The sequence below is a fragment of the Streptomyces sp. NBC_00440 genome (assembly GCF_036014215.1).
In the GTDB taxonomy this organism is placed as follows: Bacteria; Actinomycetota; Actinomycetes; order Streptomycetales; family Streptomycetaceae; genus Streptomyces.
In genome coordinates this window covers 6,171,933-6,195,000 of record NZ_CP107921.1, presented here as the reverse complement: position 1 = coordinate 6,195,000, position 23,068 = coordinate 6,171,933, and the positions used below count along the sequence as shown (strand labels likewise).

The following is a 23,068-nucleotide window of genomic DNA, read 5'->3' as shown; positions in this document are numbered from 1 at the left end:
CTGTCAGACCTCGACGACGACGGGAAGGATCATCGGGCGCCTGCGATAGCCGTCCGAGACCCACTTGCCCACCGTGCGACGGATCAGCTGCTGGAGCTGATGCGGCTCCAGAACGCCGTCCTGGGCCGACTTGTTCAGGGCGTCCTCGATCTTCGGTACGACGGCACTGAACGCACCGTCGTCGATGCCGGAGCCCCTGGCCTGGATGTGGGGGCCGCCCACGATCTTGCCGCTGGAGCTGTCGACCACGATGAAGACAGAAATGATGCCCTCGTCGCCGAGGATGCGGCGGTCCTTGAGGTGGGTCTCGGTGACATCGCCGACCGAGAGGCCGTCGACGTACACATAGCCCGCTTGGACCTTGCCGACGATTCTCGCCTTGCCGTCGACCAGGTCGACCACGACGCCGTCCTCAGCGATGACGATGTGGTCCTTGGGAACACCCGTCTTCGCGCCGAGCTCGGCGTTGGCGCGCAGATGGCGCCATTCGCCGTGCACCGGCATCAGGTTCTTCGGGCGGCAGATGTTGTAGAAGTACAGCAGCTCGCCGGCCGACGCGTGGCCCGAGACGTGGACCTTGGCATTGCCCTTGTGGACGACGTCGGCTCCCCAGCGGGTGAGCCCGTTGATCACGCGGTAGACCGCGTTCTCGTTGCCCGGGATGAGCGACGAGGCCAGGATCACGGTGTCGCCCTGGACGATCCGGATCTGGTGGTCCCGGTTGGCCATCCGGGAAAGGGCGGCCATCGGCTCGCCCTGCGAGCCGGTGCAGACCAGCACGACCTCGTCGTCCGGAAGGTCGTCGAGCGTCTTGACGTCGACGACCAGACCCGCGGGGACCTTCAGATAGCCCAGGTCACGGGCGATACCCATGTTCCGGACCATCGACCGGCCGACGAACGCCACCCTTCGCCCGTACTCGTGCGCCGCGTCGAGGATCTGCTGGATGCGGTGCACATGGCTGGCGAAGCTGGCCACGATGATGCGCTTCTGGGCGTTGGCGAAGACCGTGCGCAGGACATTGGAGATGTCGCGCTCGGGCGGCACGAAGCCGGGGACCTCGGCGTTCGTCGAGTCCGAGAGGAGAAGGTCGATGCCCTCTTCGCTCAGCCGCGCGAAGGCGTGCAGGTCGGTGAGGCGGCCGTCCAGCGGCAGCTGGTCCATCTTGAAGTCGCCGGTGGCGACGGCCATGCCCGCCGGGGTGCGGATCGCGACCGCGAGGGCATCGGGAATGGAGTGGTTGACCGCGATGAACTCGCAGTCGAAGACCCCGATGCGCTCGCGCTGTCCCTCGGTGACTTCGAGGGTGTACGGGCGGATCCGGTGCTCCTGGAGCTTCGCCTCGATGAGCGCCAGCGTCAGCTTGGAGCCGATCAGCGGGATGTCCGGCTTCAGCCGGAGCAGATAGGGCACACCGCCGATGTGGTCCTCGTGGCCGTGCGTGAGCACGATGCCCTCGACGTCGTCGAGACGGTCCTTGATGGTGGTGAAATCGGGCAGGATCAGGTCGATGCCCGGCTGCTCCTCCTCGGGGAAGAGCACGCCGCAGTCGACGATCAGCAGCCGGCCTCCGTATTCGAAGACCGTCATGTTCCGGCCGATCTCGCCGAGACCGCCGAGCGGGGTGACGCGCAGGCCGTTCTTCGGAAGCTTCGGCGGTGCGCCGAGTTCAGGATGCGGATGACTCAAAAGACTCTCCTCACCACACACGCCACGTACCTGAGGCACGTGGCGCGCATGATTCGTGCACTTGCAGTTGTCAGAGTGATCTTGCGTATTCAGTTGTGAAGTCTGTGTTTAAAGTTCTACCCCGCCGGCGGCAAGATCGATCTTGAGCTGGGCCGTTTCCTCAGGGGCAAGTTCCACCAGAGGAAGCCGGAGCGGTCCGGCAGGCAGGCCCTGGAGGCCCAGCGCGGCCTTCGTCGTGATCACTCCCTGCGTCCGGAACATGCCGGTGAAGACGGGCAGCAGACGCTGGTGGATCTCGGTCGCCTTCTGGACGTCGCCCGCGAGGTACGCCTCCAGGAGGGCTCGCAGCTCAGGGGTGACGAGATGGCCGACGACGGAGACGAATCCGCACGCGCCCACCGAGAAGAGCGGCAGATTCAGCATGTCGTCGCCGGAGTACCAGGCCAGGCCGCTGCGCGCGATGGCCCAGCTGGCACGGCCGAGGTCGCCCTTGGCGTCCTTGTTGGCCACGATGCGCGGGTGCTCTGCCAGCCTGACGATCGTCTCGGTGTTGATCGGCACACCGCTGCGGCCCGGAATGTCGTACAGCATGACGGGCAGCCCGGTGGAGTCCGCGATGGCGGTGAAGTGCCGGAGCAGGCCTTCCTGCGGCGGCTTGTTGTAGTACGGCGTCACGGCGAGCAGGCCGTGCGCGCCCGCGGTCTCGGCCGCTCGGGCCAGCTCCAGGCTGTGCCGGGTGTCGTTGGTGCCTACACCCGCGATGACGTGAGCACGGTCTCCGACCGCTTCCCGTACCGCCCGCACGAGGTCGTTTTTCTCCGCGTCGCTGGTGGTCGGGGACTCGCCCGTGGTGCCGTTGACGACCAGGCCGTCATTGCCTGCTTCCACCAGATGGGTGGCAAGCCGCTGCGCGCCGTCGATGTCGAGCGCGCCGTCCGCCGTGAAGGGCGTGACCATGGCGGTGAGGACCCGCCCGAAGGGGGTCTGCGGAGTGGAGATCGGAGCCATGGGTACCACGCTACTCGCTGCTCAGTGCGGCGCGTCCCCTCGGGGGACGGGAGCTACGGAGCCCGGCACTGCCTGCTCGGGGGTTCAAGCAGTGCCGGGTCCGTTTGATCAGCCTAGATGAACTTCACCAAAGGGTGCAATCCGGACACCTCACGCGGCCCAGTCGCACATGCGTGCCCTATGGGGCGACCCGTCCGTTGGCATTGAAGGCCGCATGAGTCAGCGGCATGAGCTTGTTCCAGTGCTCTTCCATCTGCTCCCCGACCATCTCGATCTCCCGCTGCGGGAAGGACGGCGTCCGCGCCAGCTCGTGCTGCGTGCGCAGGCCGAGGAAGTGCATCAGCGACCGGGCATTGCACGTCGCGTACATCGACGAGAACAGGCCGACGGGCAGCACCGCCCTGGCCACCTCGCGGGCCACGCCGGCGGCCAACATCTCCTGGTAGGCGTCGTAGGCCTGCCGGTAGGAGTCCTCCATGACGCGACCGGTGAGCTCCTGCTGGGCCGCGGTGCCCTCGACGAACTCGTACTTGCCGGGACGGCCCTGCTGGACCAACTTGCGGGACTCGCCCGGTACGTAGAAGACCGGCTCCAGCTCCCTGTAGCGGCCGGATTCCTCGTTGTACGACCAGCCGACGCGGTGCCGCATGAACTCACGGAACACGAAGATCGGGGCGCTGATGAAGAAGGTCATCGAGTTGTGCTCGAAGGGACTGCCGTGCCGGTCCCGCATCAGATAGTTGATGAGCCCCTTGGAGCGCTCGGGGTCCTTCCGGAGCTCTTCGAGCGACTGCTCACCCGCCGTGGAGACTCGGGCCGCCCACAGCACGTCCGAATCGCTCGCGCTGTGCTTCACCAGCTCGACGGTGACGTCGCTGCGGAAGCTCGGCTTGGGGTCTGAGGTGGGAGTGTCACTCACCGGCGGGGTCCTTCCAGTTGCATCGCTCGGGCGGCGCCCACTCTACGGCGCGGCACCGACAACCAGGACCGGACGAACCGTCAGCAGAAAAGTTCTGCCCATTCGTGGAAATCGGGCACCGATCGGCCGCTCTGGACGTCTGAATCAGTGGAACCAGAGTGGAACCGAAAGTCTCGTGATCCAAGGAGAAGTGCCCCTATGTTCCGCCGGCGAGAGGCCGTCCCGTTCGCATTCGTCGCTGACGCAGACCGCTTCCGTAGCAACATCGAACCGCCGCCCCGTCAACGCCCCACCGCAACCCAGCTCGCCGGCCGTGCGCTCGTCGGCCTCACCGTCGTCGCAGGTATCGCGGGCTCGCTGCTGTTCGGTCTGCCTGCTCTGGCAGCCGATCAGACGCCCGCACAGACACATCAGTCCGAAGCAGCCCACGACCACTGACTCGTCCGGACCCCTGGGGTGGTCGGGCGATGATCTCATCGGTAGCCTCACCGGGCACAGCCAATCGAGCGTGCTTGTGAGTGAGGATCAGTCGTGCCCCTGCCTTTCCTGACGGCCGACCGCGCGTTTGACGCAGCCGCCGAGAATGCCGACGACGTCGCGCTGCCGTTCGACGACCACGACCAGTGGCGCCGCCCCTACCGCCCGGGGCCCTGGCGGGTCGGGGCGGCAGCCGTGTTGCTGCTGCTCGCCTCGTTCATCCTGCTGGCGGCGATGATCATCGCTTTCGCCGGCGCGGTGTCGGGTGCGGGCGTCACCCTCGCCCTCGGCCTCGTGGTCGTGGCCTGCGCCCTGCGGCTGCTGCGGATGGGCACCTGGGTGAGCAGGCACGGAGTGCGGCGGGTGGGCTTCTTCAAGACGGTCACCGTGCCGTGGGGCCGTACCGCGGCCGTACGCACGGTGCAGCAGCCGGTCCGCTGGCTGGGGCTGCCGCGCACGGTGCAGGGCGAGGCGCTCCTGCTCGTACAGCGCAGCGGTGAGCAGCTGCCGCCGCTGCTCACCGACCACAGTGCCGACTTCCTGGCACGCCACGAGGCCTTCGACCGCGCGGCGGACACGGTCGAGGCCTGGGGTGCGGAGTACCGGCTCGGCTGAGCGGGCCGCCGGGATCAGCAGCCCGGCCGGGCGGATGCCCCCGGCGACACGCAGGCCCGTCAGATACTGACGGGCCTGCCCGCATGCAGGGCGATGGCACGCTGCATGGCCTTGCGGGCGCGCGGGGTGTCCCTGGCGTCCTGGTAGGCGACCGCGAGGCGGAACCAGCAGCGCCAGTCGTCCGGGCTGTCCTCGGTCTCCTCCTTGCGGCGGACGAAGACCCGGTCGGCCGAGTCGCGGTCGATCCGGCCGCTGGGCGTACGCACCAACTCGTCGACGGGCAGGCCGCCTTCGGCGTCCAGTTCGGCGGCGAGCCGGTTGGCCCGCCGGACGAACTGGGTGTTCTTCCACAGGAACCAGATGCCGATCAGCGGCAGGATCAGCACGGCCACGCCGAAGGTGACCGTGAGCAGCGTGCCGTTCTCGATGAGCAGCACGCCCCGGCTGCCGACCAGGACGAAGTAGAAGACCAGGACGGCGGCCGTGACGAGGTAGGTGATCTTTGCGCGCATCGGGTCAGCTCAGATCGAGGAAGTGTTCCAGGCCGAAGGTGAGGCCGGGGGTGGTGACCACGCGGCGCGTGCCGAGCAGGATGCCCGGCATGAAGCTGCTGTGGTGCAGGGAGTCGTGCCGGATGGTGAGGGTCTCGCCCTCACCGCCCAGGAGCACCTCCTGGTGGGCCAGGAGGCCGCGCAGCCGTACGGAGTGCACCGGGACGCCGTCGACGTCGGCGCCGCGGGCACCGTCCAGTGCGGTGCTCGTGGCGTCCGGCTGCGGGGCGCAGCCGGCCATCTCCCGGGCGGCCGCGATGAGCTGAGCGGTGCGCTGCGCGGTGCCCGACGGGGCGTCCGCCTTGTTCGGGTGGTGCAGCTCGATCACTTCGACGGACTCGAAGAAGCGCGCTGCCGCCTGGGCGAACGTCATGGTGAGCACGGCACCGATGGAGAAGTTCGGGGCGATGAGGACGCCCGTCTCCGGGGAGGCGTCGAGCCAGGAGCGGAGCTGCGCGACGCGGTCGTCGGTCCAGCCCGTGGTGCCGACGACGCCGTGGATTCCGTTGCGTACGCAGAATTCCAGGTTGCTCATCACCGAGTCGGGATGCGTCAGGTCGATGGCCGCCTGGGCACCGGACACGGTGAGCGCGTCGAGCTCGTCGTCACGATCGAGGGCGGCGACCAGTTCCAGGTCGTCGGCGGCGTCGACGGCCCGTGCGGCTTCGGAGCCGATACGGCCCCGGGCGCCGAGGACCGCGACGCGCAGCTTGCTGCTCATGCTTGCTCTTCCTTCATCGCTCGCGTTTCACACGTCATGGCTGACGCGTTTCACAGACGGTTCGGCTCAGGAGACCGCTTCGTGGAGGCGGTCCGCCTGCTTGTCCTTCAGCGGCCCGATCACCGACAGCGAGGGGCGCTGTCCCAATATGTCGTGGGCGACCGCGCGGACTTCATCCGGGGTGACCGCGGTGATCCGCTCCAGCATCTCGTCGACCGACATCTGGGTGCCCCAGCACAGTTCGCTCTTGCCTATGCGGTTCATCAGCGCCCCGGTGTCCTCCATGCCGAGCACCGTGGAACCGGCGAGCTGGCCGACCGCGCGGCGGATCTCCTCGTCGGTCACCCCTTCGTTCGCGGCCCGGTCGAGCTCGTCCCGGCAGATCTTCAGGACGTCGTGGACCTGGTTGGGGCGGCAGCCCGCGTAGATGCCGAAGAGACCGCAGTCGGCGAAGCCCGAGGTGTACGAGTACACGCTGTAGGCGAGGCCGCGCTTCTCCCGTACCTCCTGGAAGAGGCGGGAGCTCATTCCGCCGCCGAGCGCGGTGTTGAGGACGCCGAGCGCCCACCGCCGGTCGTCGGTCCTGGCCAGGCCCGGCATCCCGAGGACGATGTGCGCCTGCTCGGTCTTGCGGTTCAGCAGGTCGACGCCGCCCGCGGAACGCAGGATGCGGGAGCCGGAGCGCGGGTCCACCGGTACGGCGTCGGTACGGGACAGCGCGCCCGCGCGCTCGAACGCCTCGCTGACCTGGCGTACCACCGTGTCGTGGTCGATGTTGCCGGCGGCGGCGACGACGAGGTGGGTCGGGTCGTAGTGCTTCTTGTAGAAGCGGGCGATCTGGCTGCGGCTGAGCCCGTTGACGGTGTCGACGGTGCCGAGGACCGGGCGGCCGAGCGGGGTGTCGCCGAACATCGTCTGTGCGAAGAGGTCGTGGACGACGTCGCCGGGGTCGTCCTCGGTCATCGCGATCTCTTCGAGGATGACGCCGCGCTCGGCCTCGACGTCCTCGGCGGTGATCAGCGAACCGGTCAGCATGTCGCAGACGACGTCTATGGCCAGCGGCAGATCACTGTCCAGGACCCGGGCGTAGTAGCAGGTGTACTCCTTCGCCGTGAAGGCGTTCATCTCGCCGCCGACCGCGTCGATCGTGGCGGAGATGTCGAGGGCGCTGCGCTTCTCGGTGCCCTTGAAGAGGAGGTGTTCCAGGTAGTGGGTGGCTCCGTTGAGGGACGGCGTCTCATCCCGGGATCCGACGTTCGCCCAGATCCCGAATGTCGCCGAGCGCACTGAGGGGACGGTCTCGGTGACGATGCGCAGACCGCCGGGGAGGACGGTCCTGCGGACCGTGTCGCTGGGTGCTCCGGCGTTGCTCACGTTTCCGTCCTTGAATGCACTGCTGCCGTTCTCGTCCGTGAGGTGGCTCTGGGTACGGGCGACGGCCCGCGCCTCCGATGAGGTGCGGGCCGTCGTCACGGAACTACGGGACGTCACTTGTCGGCGTCGTCCTTCTTCTCGTCTTCTTCGCCCTCGATGACGGGGACGAGGGAGAGCTTGCCGCGGGAGTCGATCTCGCCGATCTCGACCTGGACCTTGGAGCCGACCGCGAGCACGTCCTCGACGTTCTCCACGCGCTTGCCACCGGCGAGCTTGCGGATCTGCGAGATGTGCAGCAGGCCGTCCTTGCCCGGCATGAGCGACACGAACGCACCGAAGGTCGTGGTCTTGACGACCGTGCCCAGGTAACGCTCGCCGACCTCCGGCATGGTCGGGTTGGCGATCGAGTTGATCGTGGTGCGCGCGGCCTCGGCCTGCGAACCCTGCTGGGCACCGATGTAGATGGTGCCGTCGTCCTCGATCGTGATGTCGGCGCCGGTGTCCTCCTGGATCTGGTTGATCATCTTGCCCTTGGGGCCGATGACCTCACCGATCTTGTCCACCGGGATCTTGACGGTGATGATCCGCGGGGCGTTCGGGGACATCTCGTCCGGGACGTCGATGGCCTCGTTCATCACGTCGAGGATGTGGAGGCGTGCGTCACGGGCCTGCTTCAGCGCGGCGGCCAGGACCGAGGCGGGGATGCCGTCGAGCTTGGTGTCGAGCTGGAGCGCAGTCACGAACTGCTTGGTACCGGCGACCTTGAAGTCCATGTCGCCGTAGGCGTCCTCCGCACCGAGGATGTCGGTGAGGGCGACGTAGTGCGTCTTGCCGTCGATCTCCTGCGAGATGAGGCCCATGGCGATACCGGCGACGGCGGCCTTGAGGGGCACACCGGCGTTCAGCAGGGACATGGTGGAGGCGCAGACCGAGCCCATGGACGTCGAGCCGTTGGAGCCCAGCGCCTCGGAGACCTGGCGGATCGCGTACGGGAACTCCTCGCGCGTCGGCAGCACCGGCACGATGGCGCGCTCGGCGAGCGCTCCGTGGCCGATCTCGCGGCGCTTGGGCGAGCCCACGCGGCCGGTCTCACCGACGGAGTACGGCGGGAAGTTGTAGTTGTGCATGTAGCGCTTGCGGGTCACCGGGGAGAGGGTGTCCAGCTGCTGCTCCATGCGGAGCATGTTGAGGGTGGTGACGCCCAGGATCTGGGTCTCGCCACGCTCGAAGAGCGCCGAGCCGTGCACGCGCGGGATGGCCTCGACCTCGGCGGCGAGCGTACGGATGTCCGTGACGCCGCGGCCGTCGATGCGGACCTTGTCCTTGATGACGCGCTCACGCACGACGGACTTGGTCAGCGCGCGGTACGCGCCGGAGATCTCCTTCTCGCGGCCCTCGAACTTCGGGAGCAGCTTCTCGACGGCGATCTCCTTGACGCGGTCCAGCTCGGCCTCGCGCTCCTGCTTGCCGGCGATGGTGAGCGCCTTGGCGAGCTCGGTCCTGACCGCGGCGGTGAGCGCCTCCAGGACGTCGTCCTGGTAGTCGAGGAAGACCGGGAACTCGCCGGTGGGCTTGGCGGCCTTGGCGGCGAGGTCGGACTGGGCCTTGCAGAGCGCCTTGATGAAGGGCTTCGCGGCTTCGAGACCGGCGGCGACGACCTCTTCGGTCGGAGCCTCGGCGCCGTCCTTGACGAGCTGGATGGTCTTCTCGGTGGCCTCGGCCTCGACCATCATGATCGCGACGTCGCCGTCATCGAGCACGCGGCCCGCGACGACCATGTCGAAGACGGCGTCCTCAAGCTCGGTGTGCGTCGGGAAGGCGACCCACTGGCCCTTGATCAGAGCGACGCGGGTGCCGCCGATCGGGCCGGAGAAGGGCAGGCCGGCCAGCATCGTGGAGCAGGAGGCGGCGTTGATCGCGACCACGTCGTACAGGTGGTCGGGGTTGAGCGCCATGATCGTCTCGACGATCTGGATCTCGTTGCGCAGGCCCTTCTTGAAGGAGGGGCGCAGCGGCCGGTCGATCAGGCGGCAGGTGAGGATCGCGTCCTCGGAGGGGCGGCCCTCGCGGCGGAAGAAGGAGCCGGGGATCTTGCCGGCCGCGTACTGCCGCTCCTCGACGTCCACCGTGAGGGGGAAGAAGTCGAGCTGGTCCTTGGGCTTCTTGGAAGCGCTGGTGGCCGACAGCACCATGGTGTCGTCGTCCAGGTACGCCACGGCGGAGCCGGCGGCCTGCTTGGCCAGGCGGCCCGTCTCGAAGCGGATGGTGCGGGTGCCGAAGGTTCCGTTGTCAATAACGGCCTCGGCGTAGTGGGTCTCGTTCTCCACTAGCGTTTTCTCCATACTCGTCGTCTTTCGTCCCCCAGCCCGTGTGGCGGGGAACGGGGCGGAGAAGCGCTCCATGGTTGCGGGGCCGGTCTTCGATCGAAGCACCCGGGTGATGTTCCCGGGGGCCACTACCGAGGACCGGCGGCGGCTGGAGGGCGCTTCCCCTCGTTCGGTACTGCAGCATTCGGTACTGCGGTTCTACGTACTCGGTACTGCCGTGCACACCCAGGTTACTGAGCCAGGTCCGGGTTCCGCACGTACAGCGGCCGCACGTACGGCAAAGGGAGCGGTCCCCAGGAAATGGGGCCCGCTCCCTCGCACAACGTTCTTACTTGGCGCCGCCGGCCGCACCGCGGCGGATGCCGAGGCGGTCGACCAGCGCACGGAAGCGCTGGATGTCCTTCTTGGCCAGGTACTGGAGAAGGCGGCGACGCTGGCCGACCAGGATCAGCAGACCCCGGCGGGAGTGGTGGTCGTGCTTGTGCATCTTGAGGTGCTCAGTCAGGTCCGAGATGCGGCGCGAGAGCATGGCGACCTGAACCTCGGGGGAACCGGTGTCGCCTTCCTTCTGGCCGAACTCGGTCATGATCTGCTTCTTCGTAGCGGCGTCGAGCGACACGCGTACTCCTCGTGAGTCTTCAGGCCACCGAGTGCCCCAGGTCGAATACTCTGGGGAGCTTCCGTAACTCGGGAGGCGGGGATCCGCTGGGCGCAGCCTCCAGGTCATCCGGAGGCGCGTACACAGACGGCCGTCACACAGCGTATCAGCCTTTCCGAGTCGGCCGGCCCGGCCCCCGGGCCCCGTCCGTAGACCCGAACGGCTCAAGCCGCGCGCCACGCCACACCGCCTCAGAACCCTTCGGCGTGAGCTGCGCCATGCTCCTGTGCTGTCCAGCCCGTCAGGGCGCGACCACAGCAGCAGGAGCACCGCAGTGACGACGAGGGCCACCGAGGATTCACCCACGTCCGATGACGATTACGACAGCGAGGTACCGGTACGCCGCAGGCGTCCCGGAAGCATCATCGTCAGCTGGGCGACCACGACCGATCACAAGACGATCGGCACGATGTATCTGGCCACATCGTTCGCCTTTTTCTGCATCGGCGGCGTGATGGCGCTCCTGATGCGTGCCGAGCTGGCGCGGCCCGGTACGCAGATCGTGTCGAACGAGCAGTTCAACCAGGCGTTCACGATGCACGGCACGATCATGCTGCTGATGTTCGCGACGCCGCTCTTCATCGGCTTCACCAACTGGATCATGCCGTTGCAGATCGGGGCGCCCGATGTGGCGTTCCCCCGGCTGAACCTCTTCGCCTACTGGCTGTATCTGCTGGGCGCACTGATCGTGATGGGCGGCTTCCTCACCCCGGACGGGGCGGCCGACTTCGGCTGGTTCGCGTACTCGCCACTGACCAGCACGGTCCACTCCCCCGGGGTCGGCGCGGATCTGTGGATCATGGGGCTGGCCTTCCAGGGCTTCGGCACGATCCTCGGTTCGGTCAACTTCATCACCACGATCATCTGTATGCGCGCACCCGGCATGACGATGTTCCGTATGCCGATCTTCGTGTGGAACGCGCTGCTGACCGCCGTGCTCGTGCTGCTGGCCTTCCCCGTACTGGCCGCCGCGCTGCTCGTGCTGGAGGCGGACCGGAAGTTCGGCGCCCATGTCTTCGACGCGGCCAATGGCGGGGCCCTGCTGTGGCAGCACCTCTTCTGGTTCTTCGGGCATCCGGAGGTGTACATCATCGCGTTGCCGTTCTTCGGGATCGTCACCGAGATCATTCCGGTGTTCTCCCGCAAGCCGGTCTTCGGTTACATCGGCCTGGTCGGGGCCACGATCTCCATCGCCGGGCTCTCGGTGACGGTGTGGGCCCACCACATGTTCGTCACCGGCGGTGTCCTCCTGCCGTTCTTCTCCTTCATGACCTTCCTGATCGCGGTGCCGACCGGTGTGAAGTTCTTCAACTGGATCGGCACGATGTGGAAGGGATCGCTGTCCTTCGAGACACCGATGCTGTGGTCCATCGGCTTCCTGGTCACGTTCCTCTTCGGTGGTCTGACCGGTGTCATCCTGGCTTCGCCCCCGATGGACTTCCACGTGTCCGACTCGTACTTCGTGGTCGCGCACTTCCATTACGTGGTGTTCGGGACCGTGGTCTTCGCGATGTTCGCCGGCTTCTATTTCTGGTGGCCGAAGTTCACCGGCAAGATGCTGGACGAGCGGCTCGGCAAGATCAACTTCTGGACGCTGTTCGTGGGCTTCCACGGCACGTTCCTGGTACAGCACTGGCTGGGCGCCGAGGGTATGCCCCGGCGTTACGCGGACTACCTCGCCGCTGACGGCTTCACCACGCTGAACACCATTTCGAGCATCAGCTCCTTCCTGCTGGGGCTTTCGCTGCTGCCGTTCTTCTACAACGTCTGGAAGACGGCCAAGTACGGCAAGCCCGTCATGGTCGACGACCCTTGGGGCTACGGCCGTTCGCTCGAATGGGCGACGTCCTGCCCGCCGCCCCGGCACAACTTCACGACCCTCCCGAGGATCCGCTCCGAGGGCCCGGCGTTCGACCTCCACTACCCCGCGATCAACGCTCTCGAAGCTGCGGGGCACGCGGCGGCCTCCTCCCCCTCGTCAGCAACGGGCGCCGGAGACGAGTAGCCCGGCGGAGAAGAGCGGACGAGAAGAAGAGAAGCGGAAGCGACGGCGAGGAGAAGGCGTGGCAACCGACGAGGACACCGCGCGCGGTCTCGTGCGGATCGAGGGGTACCTGCTGTGGAGCGCGGAGCTGGAGGAGGCCCGACGGCAGGCGGCCCGCTTCGCGGGCCAGTTGCCCTGGCTGACCATCGCCCAGCGGGACGATGTGGAACGCGTCTACACGGCCGACCGGGTGGCCGTCTCCCGGGCCGTGCTCGTACGGATCTCCGACCGGGCGGCCGAACTGCGCGGCGAGTACACGGCGCGCTATGAGCAGTTGAAGCGGCGCTGTGTGTCGGTGACAGTGATGGCAGTCGGTGCGGTGAGCGGCACATATACGGCGATCACACTGCTCAGCCGGTGATCGCCCAGCACCCCTTTACCATCCCGGATCCACGTCGCCCGGAACCCATGAGCGGGACCGGTCCCGCCAAGTAGGGTGAGCGAACAGCTTGTTCGTACGTGGTGAAGGGACCGGGCAGCCATGGCTGACGCACACGACAAGGACCGCAAGGAACGCGAGAAGGAAGAGCTCTACGCCCTCGACATCTCCGGTGTCGAGTGGCAGGGCGCACCCGGCACCTCGGAGCACGAGGAGCGGGTCGAGATCGCGTACCTGCCGGACGGGGCCGTGGCCATGAGGTCGTCCATCGACCACGGAACAGTGCTGCGGTACACGGAAGCGGAATGGCGCGCCTTCGTGCTGGGCGCCCGCGACGGCGAATTCGACCTGGAGCCCGCACCGCACAACGGCGGAACCACGAGCGCCGCCGCGGAGTAGCGAGGGGCGCCGGGGCGACTGCGGCAGATCGATTTTGGGTGGATTTTGGCGCCTTCTTTCCGTTATCGCCGCTGCCTGGTGGCGTAACAGGGCATGATTCGGGCGCCCCTTGACGGAAAGGTCACGCCCGACGGTGCACTCCGTCATGCCGTCCCGGTACGAATGGTGATTAGGCTGGGACGGGGGCACGGGCCAGAACCCGCAAGCGGGGTGTTCGCGTCCTCACGGGGAGAGCCAGGCGGATCGGACGACAACGGTCGCCCCCCATCCACTACGGCACGAGGGTGCTAGAGCACACCAGCGGGAGGCATTGTGAACAGCGATCGGGACGAGATTCGCGGGGGACCGAACACACCCGTCGACGATCAGTCCGACGCGGATCCCGCCGAGACGGGTGAGTTCACCATCGACTACACCCCTCCCGCCTGGTACACGCAGAACGCTTCGGACGCTCAGGCAAAGGAGCCGGCACCGGCCACTCCGCCGCCCGCGCCCGCTCCGACTCCCCCGCCACCCGCTCCGCCAGTGCCTCAGACGCCTCCGGTGTCGCAGGTGCCCCCGGTGTCTCAGGTGCCTCCGGTGTCTCAGGTGCCTCCGGTGCAGCCCACCGGTCCGGTCGGTGGGCCTGCGGCTGTGCCGGGGCTGCCGCTGACCGGAGGATTCCAGCCGAACTGGGGCCCGACACCGGCCGCCGCGGAGAAGGACGAGCCGGAGACGGGAGCCGGACGTCCGGCGGAGCTGGGTGCCGACTCGGTGCCCGGAGCGGACCCGGTGTCCGAGCCCGAACAGGAGCCGGAGTACGGGGCGGAGCAGGTTCAGGAGTCGGAGCCGGAGTCCGAGCCAGTGTCGGTTCTGGCTTCCGAAGGTGAGCCGGCGGACGACGCCGATGCGGAATCCGGCCCGAAGCCATTCGGTGATTCCGCCGGTGATTCCGCGTCCGAGGCCGGAGATGAGCCTGAGCCCGCGTCCGAGCCCGTCGCGCCGGTCGTTCATGACCAGGAACCGGAACCGGTAGCAGCGGAACAGCCCCCGAAGGCTGTGCCCGAGAAGGCAGCCGAGTCGTTCGGTGGGGGTGAGGTGCGGAGCGCGGACACCATGAAGTTCTCCCCCGCCGCGCTGAAGCGTGAGTTCGAGAAGCTCGAAGCGGCCGCGAAGGCCGCGCGGGAGCGGCCCGAGGCCCCTCCGGCCCCCGAGCGGAAGAGCACCCCGCCCGCCCCCGCTCCGACGGCCGGAACGTCCGGTGGAGCCTCCGGTCCCTACCGGTCCGACGCGTTCGCGGATCTCGCCGCCTCGTTCGGCATGCCCGGTGCTCCGCGCGGCACTGACAGCCGGAGTGACTTCGGAGCAGAGTCCGGCGCGGAGTCCGGACCGGCGGCCGGATCCGTTGGAGAGCCCGCCGATGCCGTGCCCGTGCCCACCGACGCGGTCGCGGACGCGGTGCCGCCGCACGTTCCGGACGACCCGGAGCCGCAGGACGCGCCTCCGGCGGCGCCCGCCCAGCCCTGGGCGCCCGCGCCTTCCGCGTCGCCGCAGAGTGAACTGCCGCCGCTGCCGCCCGCGTTCCAGCCCGCCGCGCCGCCGCCCGCTCCGCAGTGGCCGGTCAGCACGCCGAGCGCCGAACAGTCGCAGCCGTACCCCGGGCCGCCCCAGCAGCAGCCGCAGCAGCCGGGTCCGCCGCCCGCGGTCGGTCCGGCGGCTCCCCCGGCCCAGCCGTCCTGGCCCGCGCAGAGCGCCGAGCCGGCCGGCGAGCAGGGTGGTTACGGCTTCCCGCTGCCCGCCGAGCCTGCCCCCCAGCAGGTACAGCAGCCACAGCAGCAGACGCCGGGCACGCCTCCCCCGGCTCAGGCTCCGCAGGGACAGGCCGGTTACGGATTCCCGCAGCCGGCCCCCAACCTGCCCGCACCCCAGCAGCCCCAGCCCGGTTACGGGTTCCCGCAGCAGCCCCGGCCCGCGGAGTCCGCGCAGCAGCCTCTGCCGCCGCAGGCACCTCAGAACCCCCAGGCCCCTCAGCCACCGCACAGCGGCTATGGGTTCCCGCAGCAGGCGCCGCAGGGACAGGCCGGTTACGGATTCCCGCAGCCGACTCCCCATCTCCCCGCACCGCAGCAGCCCCAGGCACAACAGCCACCGCAGCAGCACCCCGAATCCGGCTACGGCTTCCCGCAGCCCGGTGCCCCTGCCCCGAACCTGCCCGCGCAGCAGAACCCGCAGGCCCAGGACCCCCAGCAGGCACAGCAGCAGCCCGGCGCCCCCGTCGACCCCCGTACCGGAGCCGGCTGGCCGCAGCCCGTTGCCCATGATCAGCGGGAGCGTTCCGTTCCCGGTGCGCCGCTGGGGTACACGGCGGCCGTCGAGCTGTCGTCCGACCGGCTGATCCGCAACAAGCAGAAGACGAAGAGCAGTCGCAGCGGCCCGGCCGGTGCCTCGCGCTTCAAGATCGGTGGCAAGAAGGAGGAGGCCGAGCGGCAGCGCAAGCTCGAACTCATCCGGACGCCGGTCCTCTCCTGCTACCGGATCGCCGTCATCAGCCTCAAGGGCGGTGTCGGCAAGACCACCACGACGACCGCGCTGGGCGCCACGCTCGCGACCGAACGGCAGGACAAGATCCTGGCGATCGACGCCAACCCGGACGCGGGAACGCTCGGCAGGCGGGTGCGGCGTGAGACCGGGGCCACCATCCGTGACCTGGTCCAGGCGATCCCGTACCTCAACTCGTACATGGACATCCGCCGGTTCACCTCGCAGGCGCCCTCCGGGCTGGAGATCATCGCCAACGACGTGGACCCCGCCGTCTCCACCACGTTCAACGACGAGGACTACCGCCGGGCCATCGACGTCCTGGGCAAGCAGTACCCGGTCATCCTGACCGACTCCGGTACGGGTCTGCTCTACAGCGCGATGCGGGGCGTACTCGACCTCGCCGACCAGTTGATCATCGTCTCCACCCCGTCCGTCGACGGCGCGTCCAGCGCGAGCACCACGCTCGACTGGCTCTCGGCGCACGGCTATTCGGAGCTGGTCGCGCGGTCGCTCACGGTGATCTCCGGGGTCCGCGAGACCGGAAAGATGATCAAGGTCGATGACATCGTGCAGCACTTCGAGACCCGCTGCCGTGCGGTCGTCGTAGTGCCGTTCGACGAGCATCTGTCGGCGGGTGCCGAGGTCGACCTGGACATGATGCGGCCGAAGACCCGTGAGGCGTACTTCAACCTCTCCGCCCTGGTCGCCGAGGACTTCCAACGCGCCCAGCAGGCACAGGGGTTGTGGACCGGCAGCGGCCAGGCACCCCCTCCGCACATGGCCCCGCCGATGCCCGGCCAGCAGCAGCCCTATCCGCCCCAGGGCCCGCAGGCACCTCAGGGACCGCAAGGGCCGCAACAGCCCTACGGAGGTCAGCAGCCCCCGCAACAGCCCTATCCGCCGCAGCAACAGGGCTGGCAGCAGCAGCCGGTGCAGCCCGGCCAGCAGGGGCCGGGCCAGCAGGGACAGGGGCATCCCGGACAGCCGGTGCAGCCTCCCGCGCAGGGGCAGCCGTGGCAGCAGCAGCCGGGACAGCCGCTCCCCCAGCCGCAGCAGCAGGGCCCCTCGGATCAGCCCGGCCGGCCCGGCCAAGCAGGTCAGGCAGGTCAACCGGAATTGCAGGGGCCCGTGCCGCCCGCCGGGTGGCCTCCGCAGCAGCCCCCGCAGGCACCGCCGGCCCCTCAGCAGTAAGGCGATAAGGGTATAGACCACTGAAGGCCCACACCGTGCGAACGGTGTGGGCCTTCAGACATTTGTGCAGACCAGGCACGGTCTTGGCGACCGTTGACATGTCTAAACCAGCGCTGATAAACCTTCGCTTCACCAGCTGGCGACTCCATGATTCACCCTGACGCGAGGTCAACGCCCATGGACAGAAGAGTTCCGACCGGCACAATCCGGCACCGATCCCGTTCCCGTCTGCTTCTGGCCACCGGTGCGACCGCCTTCGCCCTGGTGGCCGCCGCCGCGACCCCGCTGAATCCTGCTCCCCAGCAGGCACACGCCGCAACAGCCAGGTCCACTTCCGCCGCTGACGCCGACTCAGGCTCCGGCTCCGGCTCCGGCTCCGGCTCCGGCTCCGGCTCAGGCTCCGGTGGCAAGAAGGTCCTCACCGTCGCCGTCAATCAGAGCGTCGACTCGATGAGTCCGTTCCTCGCCACGCGTCTGGTGTCCACCACCGCGCTGCGCCTGATGTACGACTACCTGACCAACTACGACGTCAAGGACGGCCACACCGTCCCGGGCCTCGCCACCGCGTGGAAGCCGTCGGCCGACAAGCTGACGTGGACCTTCACCATCCGTAAGAACTCCAAGTGGTCCGACGGGCAGCAGGCCACCGCCGACGACGCGGCCTGGACGTTCAACAAGATGATGACCGACGGCGCGGCCGCCACCGCCAACGGCAGCTTCACCGCGAACTTCAAGAAGGTCACGGCCCCCGATCCGCAGACGCTGGTCGTGCAGCTGAAGAAGCCTCAGGCCACGATGACAGCGCTCGACGTGCCGATCGTGCCGAAGCACGTCTGGGAGAAGGTCGGGGACTTCTCGAAGTTCAACAACGACAAGCAGTTCCCGGTCGTCGGCAACGGCCCCTTCATCCTCACCGACTACAAGGTCGACCAGTATCTGAAGTTCAAGCCGAACAAGACGTTCTGGCGGGGCGCCCCGAAGTTCGACGAGCTGGACTTCAAGTACTACAAGGACAACGACGCCGCCGTCGCCGCCCTGGAGAAGGGCGAGGTCTCCTTCGTCCAGGACCTCACACCTGCTCAGGCCGCAGCCCTGAAGACCGAGAAGAACATCAAGGTCAACGACGCCCCCGGCCGCCGCTTCTACGCGCTCGCCACCAACCCGGGCGCCAAGGCCAAGAACGGCCAGAAGATCGGCAACGGCAACCCGGCGCTGCTCGACCCCCGGGTCCGCCGGGCACTGTTCGCCGCGACCGACACCAAGACCATCATCGACAAGGTCTTCCAGGGCCATGCCGTCCAGGGCGCCGGCTACATCCCGCCGCGCTTCGCCGGCTACTTCTGGAAGCCGTCCGCGAGCCAGCAGGTCGCCTACGACCCGGCCAAGGCCGCAGCCCTGCTGGACCAGGCGGGCTACAAGAAGAACAGCGACGGAAAGCGCCTCGGCAAGAACGGCAAGCCGCTCAGCTTCCGGCTGCTCTGCCACGCCACCGACCCGAACGACAAGGCCATCGGCCAGTACATGAAGGAGTGGTGGGGCAAGCTGGGCATCGGGCTGCAGATGAGCTGTCTCGACAACGTCTCCGACCCCTGGCTGGCCGGCCAGTACGACCTGGCCTTCGACGGGTACTCGGTCAATCCCGACCCGGACTACGTCCTCTCCATCCACACCTGTGCGGCGCTGCCCGACACGCCCAAGGACACCGGTTCCACCGACAACTTCATCTGCGACAAGAAGTTCGACACCCTCTACGCCAAGCAGGCCGCCGAGTACAACCCGGCCAAGCGCGCCGATCTGGTGAAGCAGATGGAGTCACGGCTGTACGACACCGGGTACATGAATGTCATGGCCTATCCGAACGCGGTCGAGGCGTACCGTACCGACCAGATCAAGTCCATCGACACGATGCCCCAGGCAGCGGGCAACATCTGGGGCCAGGACGGCTACTGGAGCTGGTGGTCGGCGGTTCCCGCCGACCACAGCGCCTCGAAGTCGTCGGGTTCCTCGACGGGGCTCATCATCGGCATCGTGGCAGCAGTCATCGTCATCGGGCTCGGAGGCTTCGTCGCCCTGCGCCGCCGTTCCACCGCGGAAGACCGTGAATAACCCATGAGCGCTGCTAGCACCACTCCGCTCGCGGAGGGTGCGGCCGACGGCCCGGTCCAGGTCAAGACCGGGCCGTCCGGCCCCCGCACCCGTAACGCGACCGCGTATCTGCTGTACGTCGCGGGCAAGCTGGGCGGCGCGGCCGTCTCGCTGTTCGCTGTCCTGGTCACCAGCTTCTTCCTGTTCCGGATCATCCCGGGCGACCCCGTCCGTACGATGACGCACGGCCGTCCGGTCACCCATCAGCAGCTGCTCGCCCTGCGCAAGCAGCTGGGGCTCGATCTGCCGGTCTGGCACCAGTTCACCCAGTACTGCACCAAGGCGCTCAGCGGCGATCTGGGTACCTCGTACCAGTTCCACGCCCCCGTCGGTCAGCTGATCGCGCAGAAACTGCCCGCGACACTGCTGCTCACCGGCGTCGCCGTGGTGATCTACTCCGCGCTCGGCCTCTGGCTCGGCACCCGCTCCGCGTGGGGGCACGGCGGGCTCGGCGACAGGCTCTCGACCGGGGTGGCGCTGACTCTGTGGTCGGTGCCCGCCTTCTGGCTCGGGCTGCTGCTGATCATCGTGTTCTCGGTGGGTATCGGCCCGATCCCGGGGATGTTCCCGACCGGCGGCATGGAGTCCGGCGGTCTGTCGGGCTTCGCGTACGTCACCGATGTGGCGCATCACATGGTGCTGCCGGTCATCACCCTCGTCGCGGTCGGCTACGCGCAGACCCTCCTGGTGATGCGCTCCTCCCTGCTGGACGAGATGGGCAGCGACTATCTGACGACGGCGCGGGCCAAGGGGCTGCGCGACGTTCTCGTGCGCCGCCGGCACGCGGTGCCCAACGCCATGCTGCCGACCATGACCATGGTCTTCATCAACTTCGGGCATGTGGCGGCCGGTTCGATCCTGGTCGAGACGGTGTTCTCCTGGCCCGGCATCGGCGGTCTCTTCTACTCGGCGCTGAGCGTGCCCGATCTGCCGCTGGTGCAGGGGCTGTTCGTGGTCTTCGCGGGCGCGATGATCGTGATGAACCTGCTCGCCGATCTGCTCTATCCGCTGCTCGATCCCAGGGTGGGCCGATGACGACCGCACAACCGACGGCGGGCTCGCTCGCCCGGGCCCGGCAGCGCGACTCCCTGGCCCGCTTCTGGCAGCAGTACCGCACCCACCGGGCCGGGGTCTTCGGGCTGGCAGGTCTCGTCCTCATCGCGGCGATCGCGCTGGCCGCGCCGCTGCTGGTCGGCAGCGACGTGCAGAGTGTGACGAAGGCGCCCGGCACGGCGCTGGAGGATCCGAGCGGGAGGTTCCCCCTCGGCACCGACCAGTTCGGGCGGTCCGTGCTCGCCCTGCTGGTCTGGGGCGCCCGGATCTCGCTCACCGTGGGGCTGCTGGCCGCCGCTCTCTCGGTGGCCATCGGCACCCTGGTCGGGATCATCGCGGGCCACTTCGGCGGCTGGTTCGCGACGGTACTGATGCGGATCACCGACTGGTTCCTGGTGATGCCGACCCTGGTGCTGGCCATCGTGCTGGCGACCGTGCTCGACCACTCGGTCTGGACGGTGATCCTGGCGATCGGCGTCACCTCATGGCCGACCACGGCGCGGCTCGTACGGGCGCAGACCATCGCCGTGGAGTCCCGTCCGTACATCGAACGGGCCAGGGCGCTCGGCGGCGGCCACCGCCATGTGATGACCCGGCACGTGCTGCCCAACGTCACCCCGCTGGTACTCGCGCAGACCACGCTGGGCATCTCGGCCGCCATCCTCACCGAGGCGACCCTGGCCTTCCTCGGACTCGGCGACCCGACGGTGATCTCCTGGGGCGGCATGCTGCAGGATGCCCGCGAGGCGGGCGCGGTGTCCTCGGGGCACTTCTGGTATCTGGCGCCCCCCGGTATCGCCATCGCACTGGTGGCGCTCTCCTTCACCCTCTGCGGCCGCGCCGTGGAGGCCGTGCTCAACCCGAAGCTGGGGGTGGGACGTTGAGCCTCCTCGAAATCAAGGACCTGCACGTGACCTACGGGTCAGGGCCGGCCGCCGTGCCCGCCGTGCGCGGGGTGGACCTGACCGTCGGGGCCGGGCAGAAGCTCGGGATCGCCGGGGAGTCGGGGTGCGGGAAGTCGACTCTGGCGCTGGCGCTGCTGCGGCTGCTGCCCGCGTCGGCGACGCTGAGCGGCGAGATCCTGCTCGACGGCGAGGACGTCCTCACCATGAAGTGGGGGCGGCTGCGGGCCGTCCGCTGGGCGGGCGCCTCCATCGTCTTCCAGGGCGCGATGCACTCCCTCAACGCGGTGCACCGGATCGGCGACCAGATCGCGGAGCCGCTGCTCGTACACCACCAGGCGACCCCGGCCGCAGCTCGCGGGCGCGCCCGTGAGCTGCTGGAGCAGGTCGGGCTGCCCGCGGCGCGGGCCGATGCCTATCCTCACGAGCTCTCCGGCGGGCAGCGGCAGCGCGTGATGATCGCTATGGCGCTGGCATGCGGCCCGCAGGTGATCGTCGCCGACGAGCCGACCACCGCGCTGGACGTGATGATCCAGGCCCAGATCCTGCGGCTGATCGAGCAGTTGGTCACGGACCAGGACATCAGCCTGCTGATGATCAGCCACGATCTGGCGGTGCTCGCCGACACCTGCGACCGGCTGGCCGTGATGTACGCGGGCCGGGTGGTCGAGGAGGGACCGGCGCAGCAGGTGTTCACCGCTGCGGCGCACCCGTACGGCACCGCGCTGTCCGGGTCCTTCCCGCGCATCGGCGATCCCGCGTCCCGGCGTGCCCCGCGCGGACTGCCGGGTGACCCGCCGGACCCGGCCGCGCTGCCGTCGGGCTGTACGTTCCATCCGCGCTGCCCGGTGGCCCTGGACGAGTGCGCGACCAGCGAGCAGGAGCTGCGGGACGCCGGGCCGGGGCGGCAGGCGGCCTGTCTGCTCGTGAAGCCGGGCGCCGGCGCGGTCGCGGAGCCGGGTGACGGCGCGGTCGCCGGGCCGGGTGCCGGCACGATCGCGGAGCCCGGCGCCGAGGAAGCAAGGAGCACCTCATGACCACCCCTCCCCTGCTCAGCACCACCGCGCTGGAGGTCGCCTTCCCCGGCAGGCGCGGAGCCTCCCCGGCGCGCGCCGTCGACGGGGTGGACCTCCATATCGGGCCCGGCGAGATCGTGGCCCTGGTCGGCGAGTCGGGGTGCGGCAAGACGACGCTCGCCCGCACGCTGCTCGGACTCGTACGGCCGACGTCCGGTGAGGTCAGCTTCGCCGGCGAGCCGCTGGACCTCTCCGCCCGCGCCCTCAAGGCGTACCGCAAGCGCGTCCAGCTGGTGCTCCAGGACCCGAGCGGTTCGCTCAATCCCCGGCACACCGTGTACGAGGCGGTGGCCGAGGGCCTGCGGATCCACGGGTTCACGGGCGACGAGCGGGCCAAGGTGTCCGAGGCGCTGTCCCGGGCGGGGCTGCGGCCCCCCGAGCGGTTCTTCCTGAAGTATCCGCACGAGCTGTCGGGCGGTCAGCGCCAGCGGGTGGTGATCGCGGGGGCGCTGGTGCTCGATCCCGAACTGATCGTGGCGGACGAGCCGGTGGCGTCCCTGGACGCGTCGGTGCGCGGTGAGATCCTCGCTCTGCTGCTGCGGCTGCGGGACGAGCTGGGTCTCTCGGCCCTGGTCGTCACCCACGATCTGGGGCTCGCGTGGAATATCGCCGACCGGGTCGCGGTGATGTATCTCGGCCGGATCGTGGAGATGGGTGACGTCGACCGGATCCTCACGGCGCCCCAACACCCGTACACCCAGGCGCTGCTGTCGGTGATGCCGGACGCCCCGACCGATCCGGTGGTCCTCACCGGTGAGCCGCCGGACCCGTCCAGGGTGCCGTCCGGGTGCCGATTCCACGCCCGCTGCCACATCCTCGCCTCGGGCGAGGCGGAGCGTGCGGGGGTCGCCGACGCCTGCCGTACGAAGGACCTTCCGGTGCTGGCGGGCGGCGGGGCGGACGCGGTGGCGTGCCACTGGGCCGCGGCCTCGAAGACCGCGGGGCCGGTTCCGGCCTCCTGAGGCGGTGTCGCGGGGGCGGTAATTCCGGCGTGCCGCCGAGGTGAGCCCGGCAGGGTGC

At 68.8% G+C, this 23,068-nt stretch carries 19 protein-coding genes and 1 pseudogene; 12 read left to right on the top strand and 8 right to left on the bottom strand.

What is annotated here, in order from left to right; genetic code table 11:
- Positions 1 to 3 precede the first annotated feature (3 nt).
- The 3 genes from OHB13_RS27885 to thyX all read right to left on the bottom strand — a co-directional run bounded on the left by OHB13_RS27885 (position 4) and on the right by thyX (position 3,616).
- Positions 4 to 1,689: a ribonuclease J gene (locus OHB13_RS27885; protein ID WP_328378865.1), complete on the bottom strand. Its 1,686-nt coding sequence runs from the start codon at positions 1,687 to 1,689 to the stop codon at positions 4 to 6.
- A gap of 108 nt (positions 1,690 to 1,797) precedes the next feature.
- Positions 1,798 to 2,697, bottom strand: a complete 900-nt coding sequence (gene dapA, locus OHB13_RS27880) for a 4-hydroxy-tetrahydrodipicolinate synthase (RefSeq protein ID WP_266852397.1) — start codon at positions 2,695 to 2,697, stop codon at positions 1,798 to 1,800.
- 178 nt (positions 2,698 to 2,875) lie between these two features.
- Positions 2,876 to 3,616, bottom strand: a complete 741-nt coding sequence (gene thyX / locus OHB13_RS27875; RefSeq protein ID WP_328378864.1) for an FAD-dependent thymidylate synthase — start codon at positions 3,614 to 3,616, stop codon at positions 2,876 to 2,878.
- Positions 3,617 to 3,814: 198 nt separating this feature from the next.
- Between thyX and OHB13_RS27870 the strand changes: the two genes are divergently transcribed.
- Both OHB13_RS27870 and OHB13_RS27865 read left to right on the top strand, forming a co-directional pair.
- On the top strand, positions 3,815 to 4,054 hold the full coding sequence (locus tag OHB13_RS27870; RefSeq protein ID WP_328378863.1) for a hypothetical protein: 240 nt from the start codon (positions 3,815 to 3,817) through the stop codon (positions 4,052 to 4,054).
- Between the two features lie 93 nt (positions 4,055 to 4,147).
- Positions 4,148 to 4,708 carry a hypothetical protein gene (locus OHB13_RS27865; RefSeq protein WP_328378862.1) on the top strand — a complete coding sequence of 187 codons (561 nt, stop codon included), beginning with the start codon at positions 4,148 to 4,150 and terminating at the stop codon, positions 4,706 to 4,708.
- A gap of 59 nt (positions 4,709 to 4,767) precedes the next feature.
- On the opposite strand, the gene OHB13_RS27860 is transcribed toward OHB13_RS27865, so the two are convergent.
- The 5 genes from OHB13_RS27860 to rpsO form a co-directional block, all read right to left on the bottom strand.
- On the bottom strand, positions 4,768 to 5,220 hold the full coding sequence (locus OHB13_RS27860) for a tetratricopeptide repeat protein (RefSeq protein ID WP_328378861.1): 453 nt from the start codon (positions 5,218 to 5,220) through the stop codon (positions 4,768 to 4,770).
- 4 nt (positions 5,221 to 5,224) lie between these two features.
- A complete protein-coding gene (dapB, locus tag OHB13_RS27855; protein ID WP_328378860.1) occupies positions 5,225 to 5,980 on the bottom strand; it encodes a 4-hydroxy-tetrahydrodipicolinate reductase in 756 nt (251 codons plus the stop codon).
- 66 nt (positions 5,981 to 6,046) lie between these two features.
- On the bottom strand, positions 6,047 to 7,471 hold the full coding sequence (locus OHB13_RS27850) for a M16 family metallopeptidase (RefSeq protein ID WP_266852403.1): 1,425 nt from the start codon (positions 7,469 to 7,471) through the stop codon (positions 6,047 to 6,049).
- Positions 7,468 to 9,681: a polyribonucleotide nucleotidyltransferase gene (locus OHB13_RS27845; RefSeq protein ID WP_266860655.1), complete on the bottom strand. Its 2,214-nt coding sequence runs from the start codon at positions 9,679 to 9,681 to the stop codon at positions 7,468 to 7,470. Before OHB13_RS27845 ends, OHB13_RS27850 begins: the two co-directional genes overlap by 4 nt.
- A 328-nt stretch (positions 9,682 to 10,009) precedes the next feature.
- Positions 10,010 to 10,300 carry a 30S ribosomal protein S15 gene (gene rpsO, locus OHB13_RS27840; protein WP_250297433.1) on the bottom strand — a complete coding sequence of 97 codons (291 nt, stop codon included), beginning with the start codon at positions 10,298 to 10,300 and terminating at the stop codon, positions 10,010 to 10,012.
- 313 nt (positions 10,301 to 10,613) lie between these two features.
- On the opposite strand from rpsO, the gene ctaD reads away from it, so the two are divergent.
- From ctaD to OHB13_RS27795, 10 genes and pseudogenes are all read left to right on the top strand, one after another.
- A complete protein-coding gene (gene ctaD, locus OHB13_RS27835; protein ID WP_266852404.1) occupies positions 10,614 to 12,344 on the top strand; it encodes an aa3-type cytochrome oxidase subunit I in 1,731 nt (576 codons plus the stop codon).
- A 58-nt stretch (positions 12,345 to 12,402) separates the two neighbouring features.
- Complete coding sequence (locus tag OHB13_RS27830) at positions 12,403 to 12,744, top strand: hypothetical protein (RefSeq protein WP_328378859.1); 342 nt, start codon at positions 12,403 to 12,405, stop codon at positions 12,742 to 12,744.
- Between the two features lie 120 nt (positions 12,745 to 12,864).
- Positions 12,865 to 13,161 carry a DUF397 domain-containing protein gene (locus OHB13_RS27825; RefSeq protein WP_266852406.1) on the top strand — a complete coding sequence of 99 codons (297 nt, stop codon included), beginning with the start codon at positions 12,865 to 12,867 and terminating at the stop codon, positions 13,159 to 13,161.
- 312 nt (positions 13,162 to 13,473) lie between these two features.
- Positions 13,474 to 13,596, top strand: a pseudogene (locus OHB13_RS38800) (SCO5717 family growth-regulating ATPase); the annotation flags it as partial.
- Positions 13,597 to 13,740: 144 nt separating this feature from the next.
- Positions 13,741 to 16,872, top strand: a complete 3,132-nt coding sequence (locus OHB13_RS27820) for an AAA family ATPase (RefSeq protein ID WP_443063007.1) — start codon at positions 13,741 to 13,743, stop codon at positions 16,870 to 16,872.
- A gap of 177 nt (positions 16,873 to 17,049) precedes the next feature.
- On the top strand, positions 17,050 to 18,978 hold the full coding sequence (locus tag OHB13_RS27815) for an ABC transporter substrate-binding protein (protein ID WP_328378857.1): 1,929 nt from the start codon (positions 17,050 to 17,052) through the stop codon (positions 18,976 to 18,978).
- Positions 18,979 to 18,981: 3 nt separating this feature from the next.
- Positions 18,982 to 20,052, top strand: a complete 1,071-nt coding sequence (locus OHB13_RS27810; RefSeq protein WP_266852409.1) for an ABC transporter permease — start codon at positions 18,982 to 18,984, stop codon at positions 20,050 to 20,052.
- Positions 20,049 to 20,954 carry an ABC transporter permease gene (locus OHB13_RS27805; protein WP_266852410.1) on the top strand — a complete coding sequence of 302 codons (906 nt, stop codon included), beginning with the start codon at positions 20,049 to 20,051 and terminating at the stop codon, positions 20,952 to 20,954. The genes OHB13_RS27810 and OHB13_RS27805 overlap by 4 nt, the downstream gene beginning before the upstream one ends.
- Positions 20,900 to 22,009 (top strand): ABC transporter ATP-binding protein, encoded by a 1,110-nt coding sequence (locus tag OHB13_RS27800; RefSeq protein ID WP_405756099.1) that lies wholly within the window; start codon positions 20,900 to 20,902, stop codon positions 22,007 to 22,009. Before OHB13_RS27805 ends, OHB13_RS27800 begins: the two co-directional genes overlap by 55 nt.
- Positions 22,006 to 23,010 carry an ABC transporter ATP-binding protein gene (locus OHB13_RS27795; protein WP_328378855.1) on the top strand — a complete coding sequence of 335 codons (1,005 nt, stop codon included), beginning with the start codon at positions 22,006 to 22,008 and terminating at the stop codon, positions 23,008 to 23,010. Before OHB13_RS27800 ends, OHB13_RS27795 begins: the two co-directional genes overlap by 4 nt.
- The last annotated feature ends 58 nt before the right edge of the window (positions 23,011 to 23,068 follow it).

Coding starts and splice junctions, on each gene's coding strand:
- dapA (WP_266852397.1), bottom strand. CDS start 2,697: ATGGCTCCGATCTCCACTCCGCAGACCCCCTTCGGGCGGGTCCTCACC.
- OHB13_RS27870 (WP_328378863.1), top strand. CDS start 3,815: ATGTTCCGCCGGCGAGAGGCCGTCCCGTTCGCATTCGTCGCTGACGCA.
- OHB13_RS27860 (WP_328378861.1), bottom strand. CDS start 5,220: ATGCGCGCAAAGATCACCTACCTCGTCACGGCCGCCGTCCTGGTCTTC.
- dapB (WP_328378860.1), bottom strand. CDS start 5,980: ATGAGCAGCAAGCTGCGCGTCGCGGTCCTCGGCGCCCGGGGCCGTATC.
- OHB13_RS27825 (WP_266852406.1), top strand. CDS start 12,865: ATGGCTGACGCACACGACAAGGACCGCAAGGAACGCGAGAAGGAAGAG.
- OHB13_RS27815 (WP_328378857.1), top strand. CDS start 17,050: ATGGACAGAAGAGTTCCGACCGGCACAATCCGGCACCGATCCCGTTCC.
- OHB13_RS27810 (WP_266852409.1), top strand. CDS start 18,982: ATGAGCGCTGCTAGCACCACTCCGCTCGCGGAGGGTGCGGCCGACGGC.
- OHB13_RS27805 (WP_266852410.1), top strand. CDS start 20,049: ATGACGACCGCACAACCGACGGCGGGCTCGCTCGCCCGGGCCCGGCAG.
- OHB13_RS27795 (WP_328378855.1), top strand. CDS start 22,006: ATGACCACCCCTCCCCTGCTCAGCACCACCGCGCTGGAGGTCGCCTTC.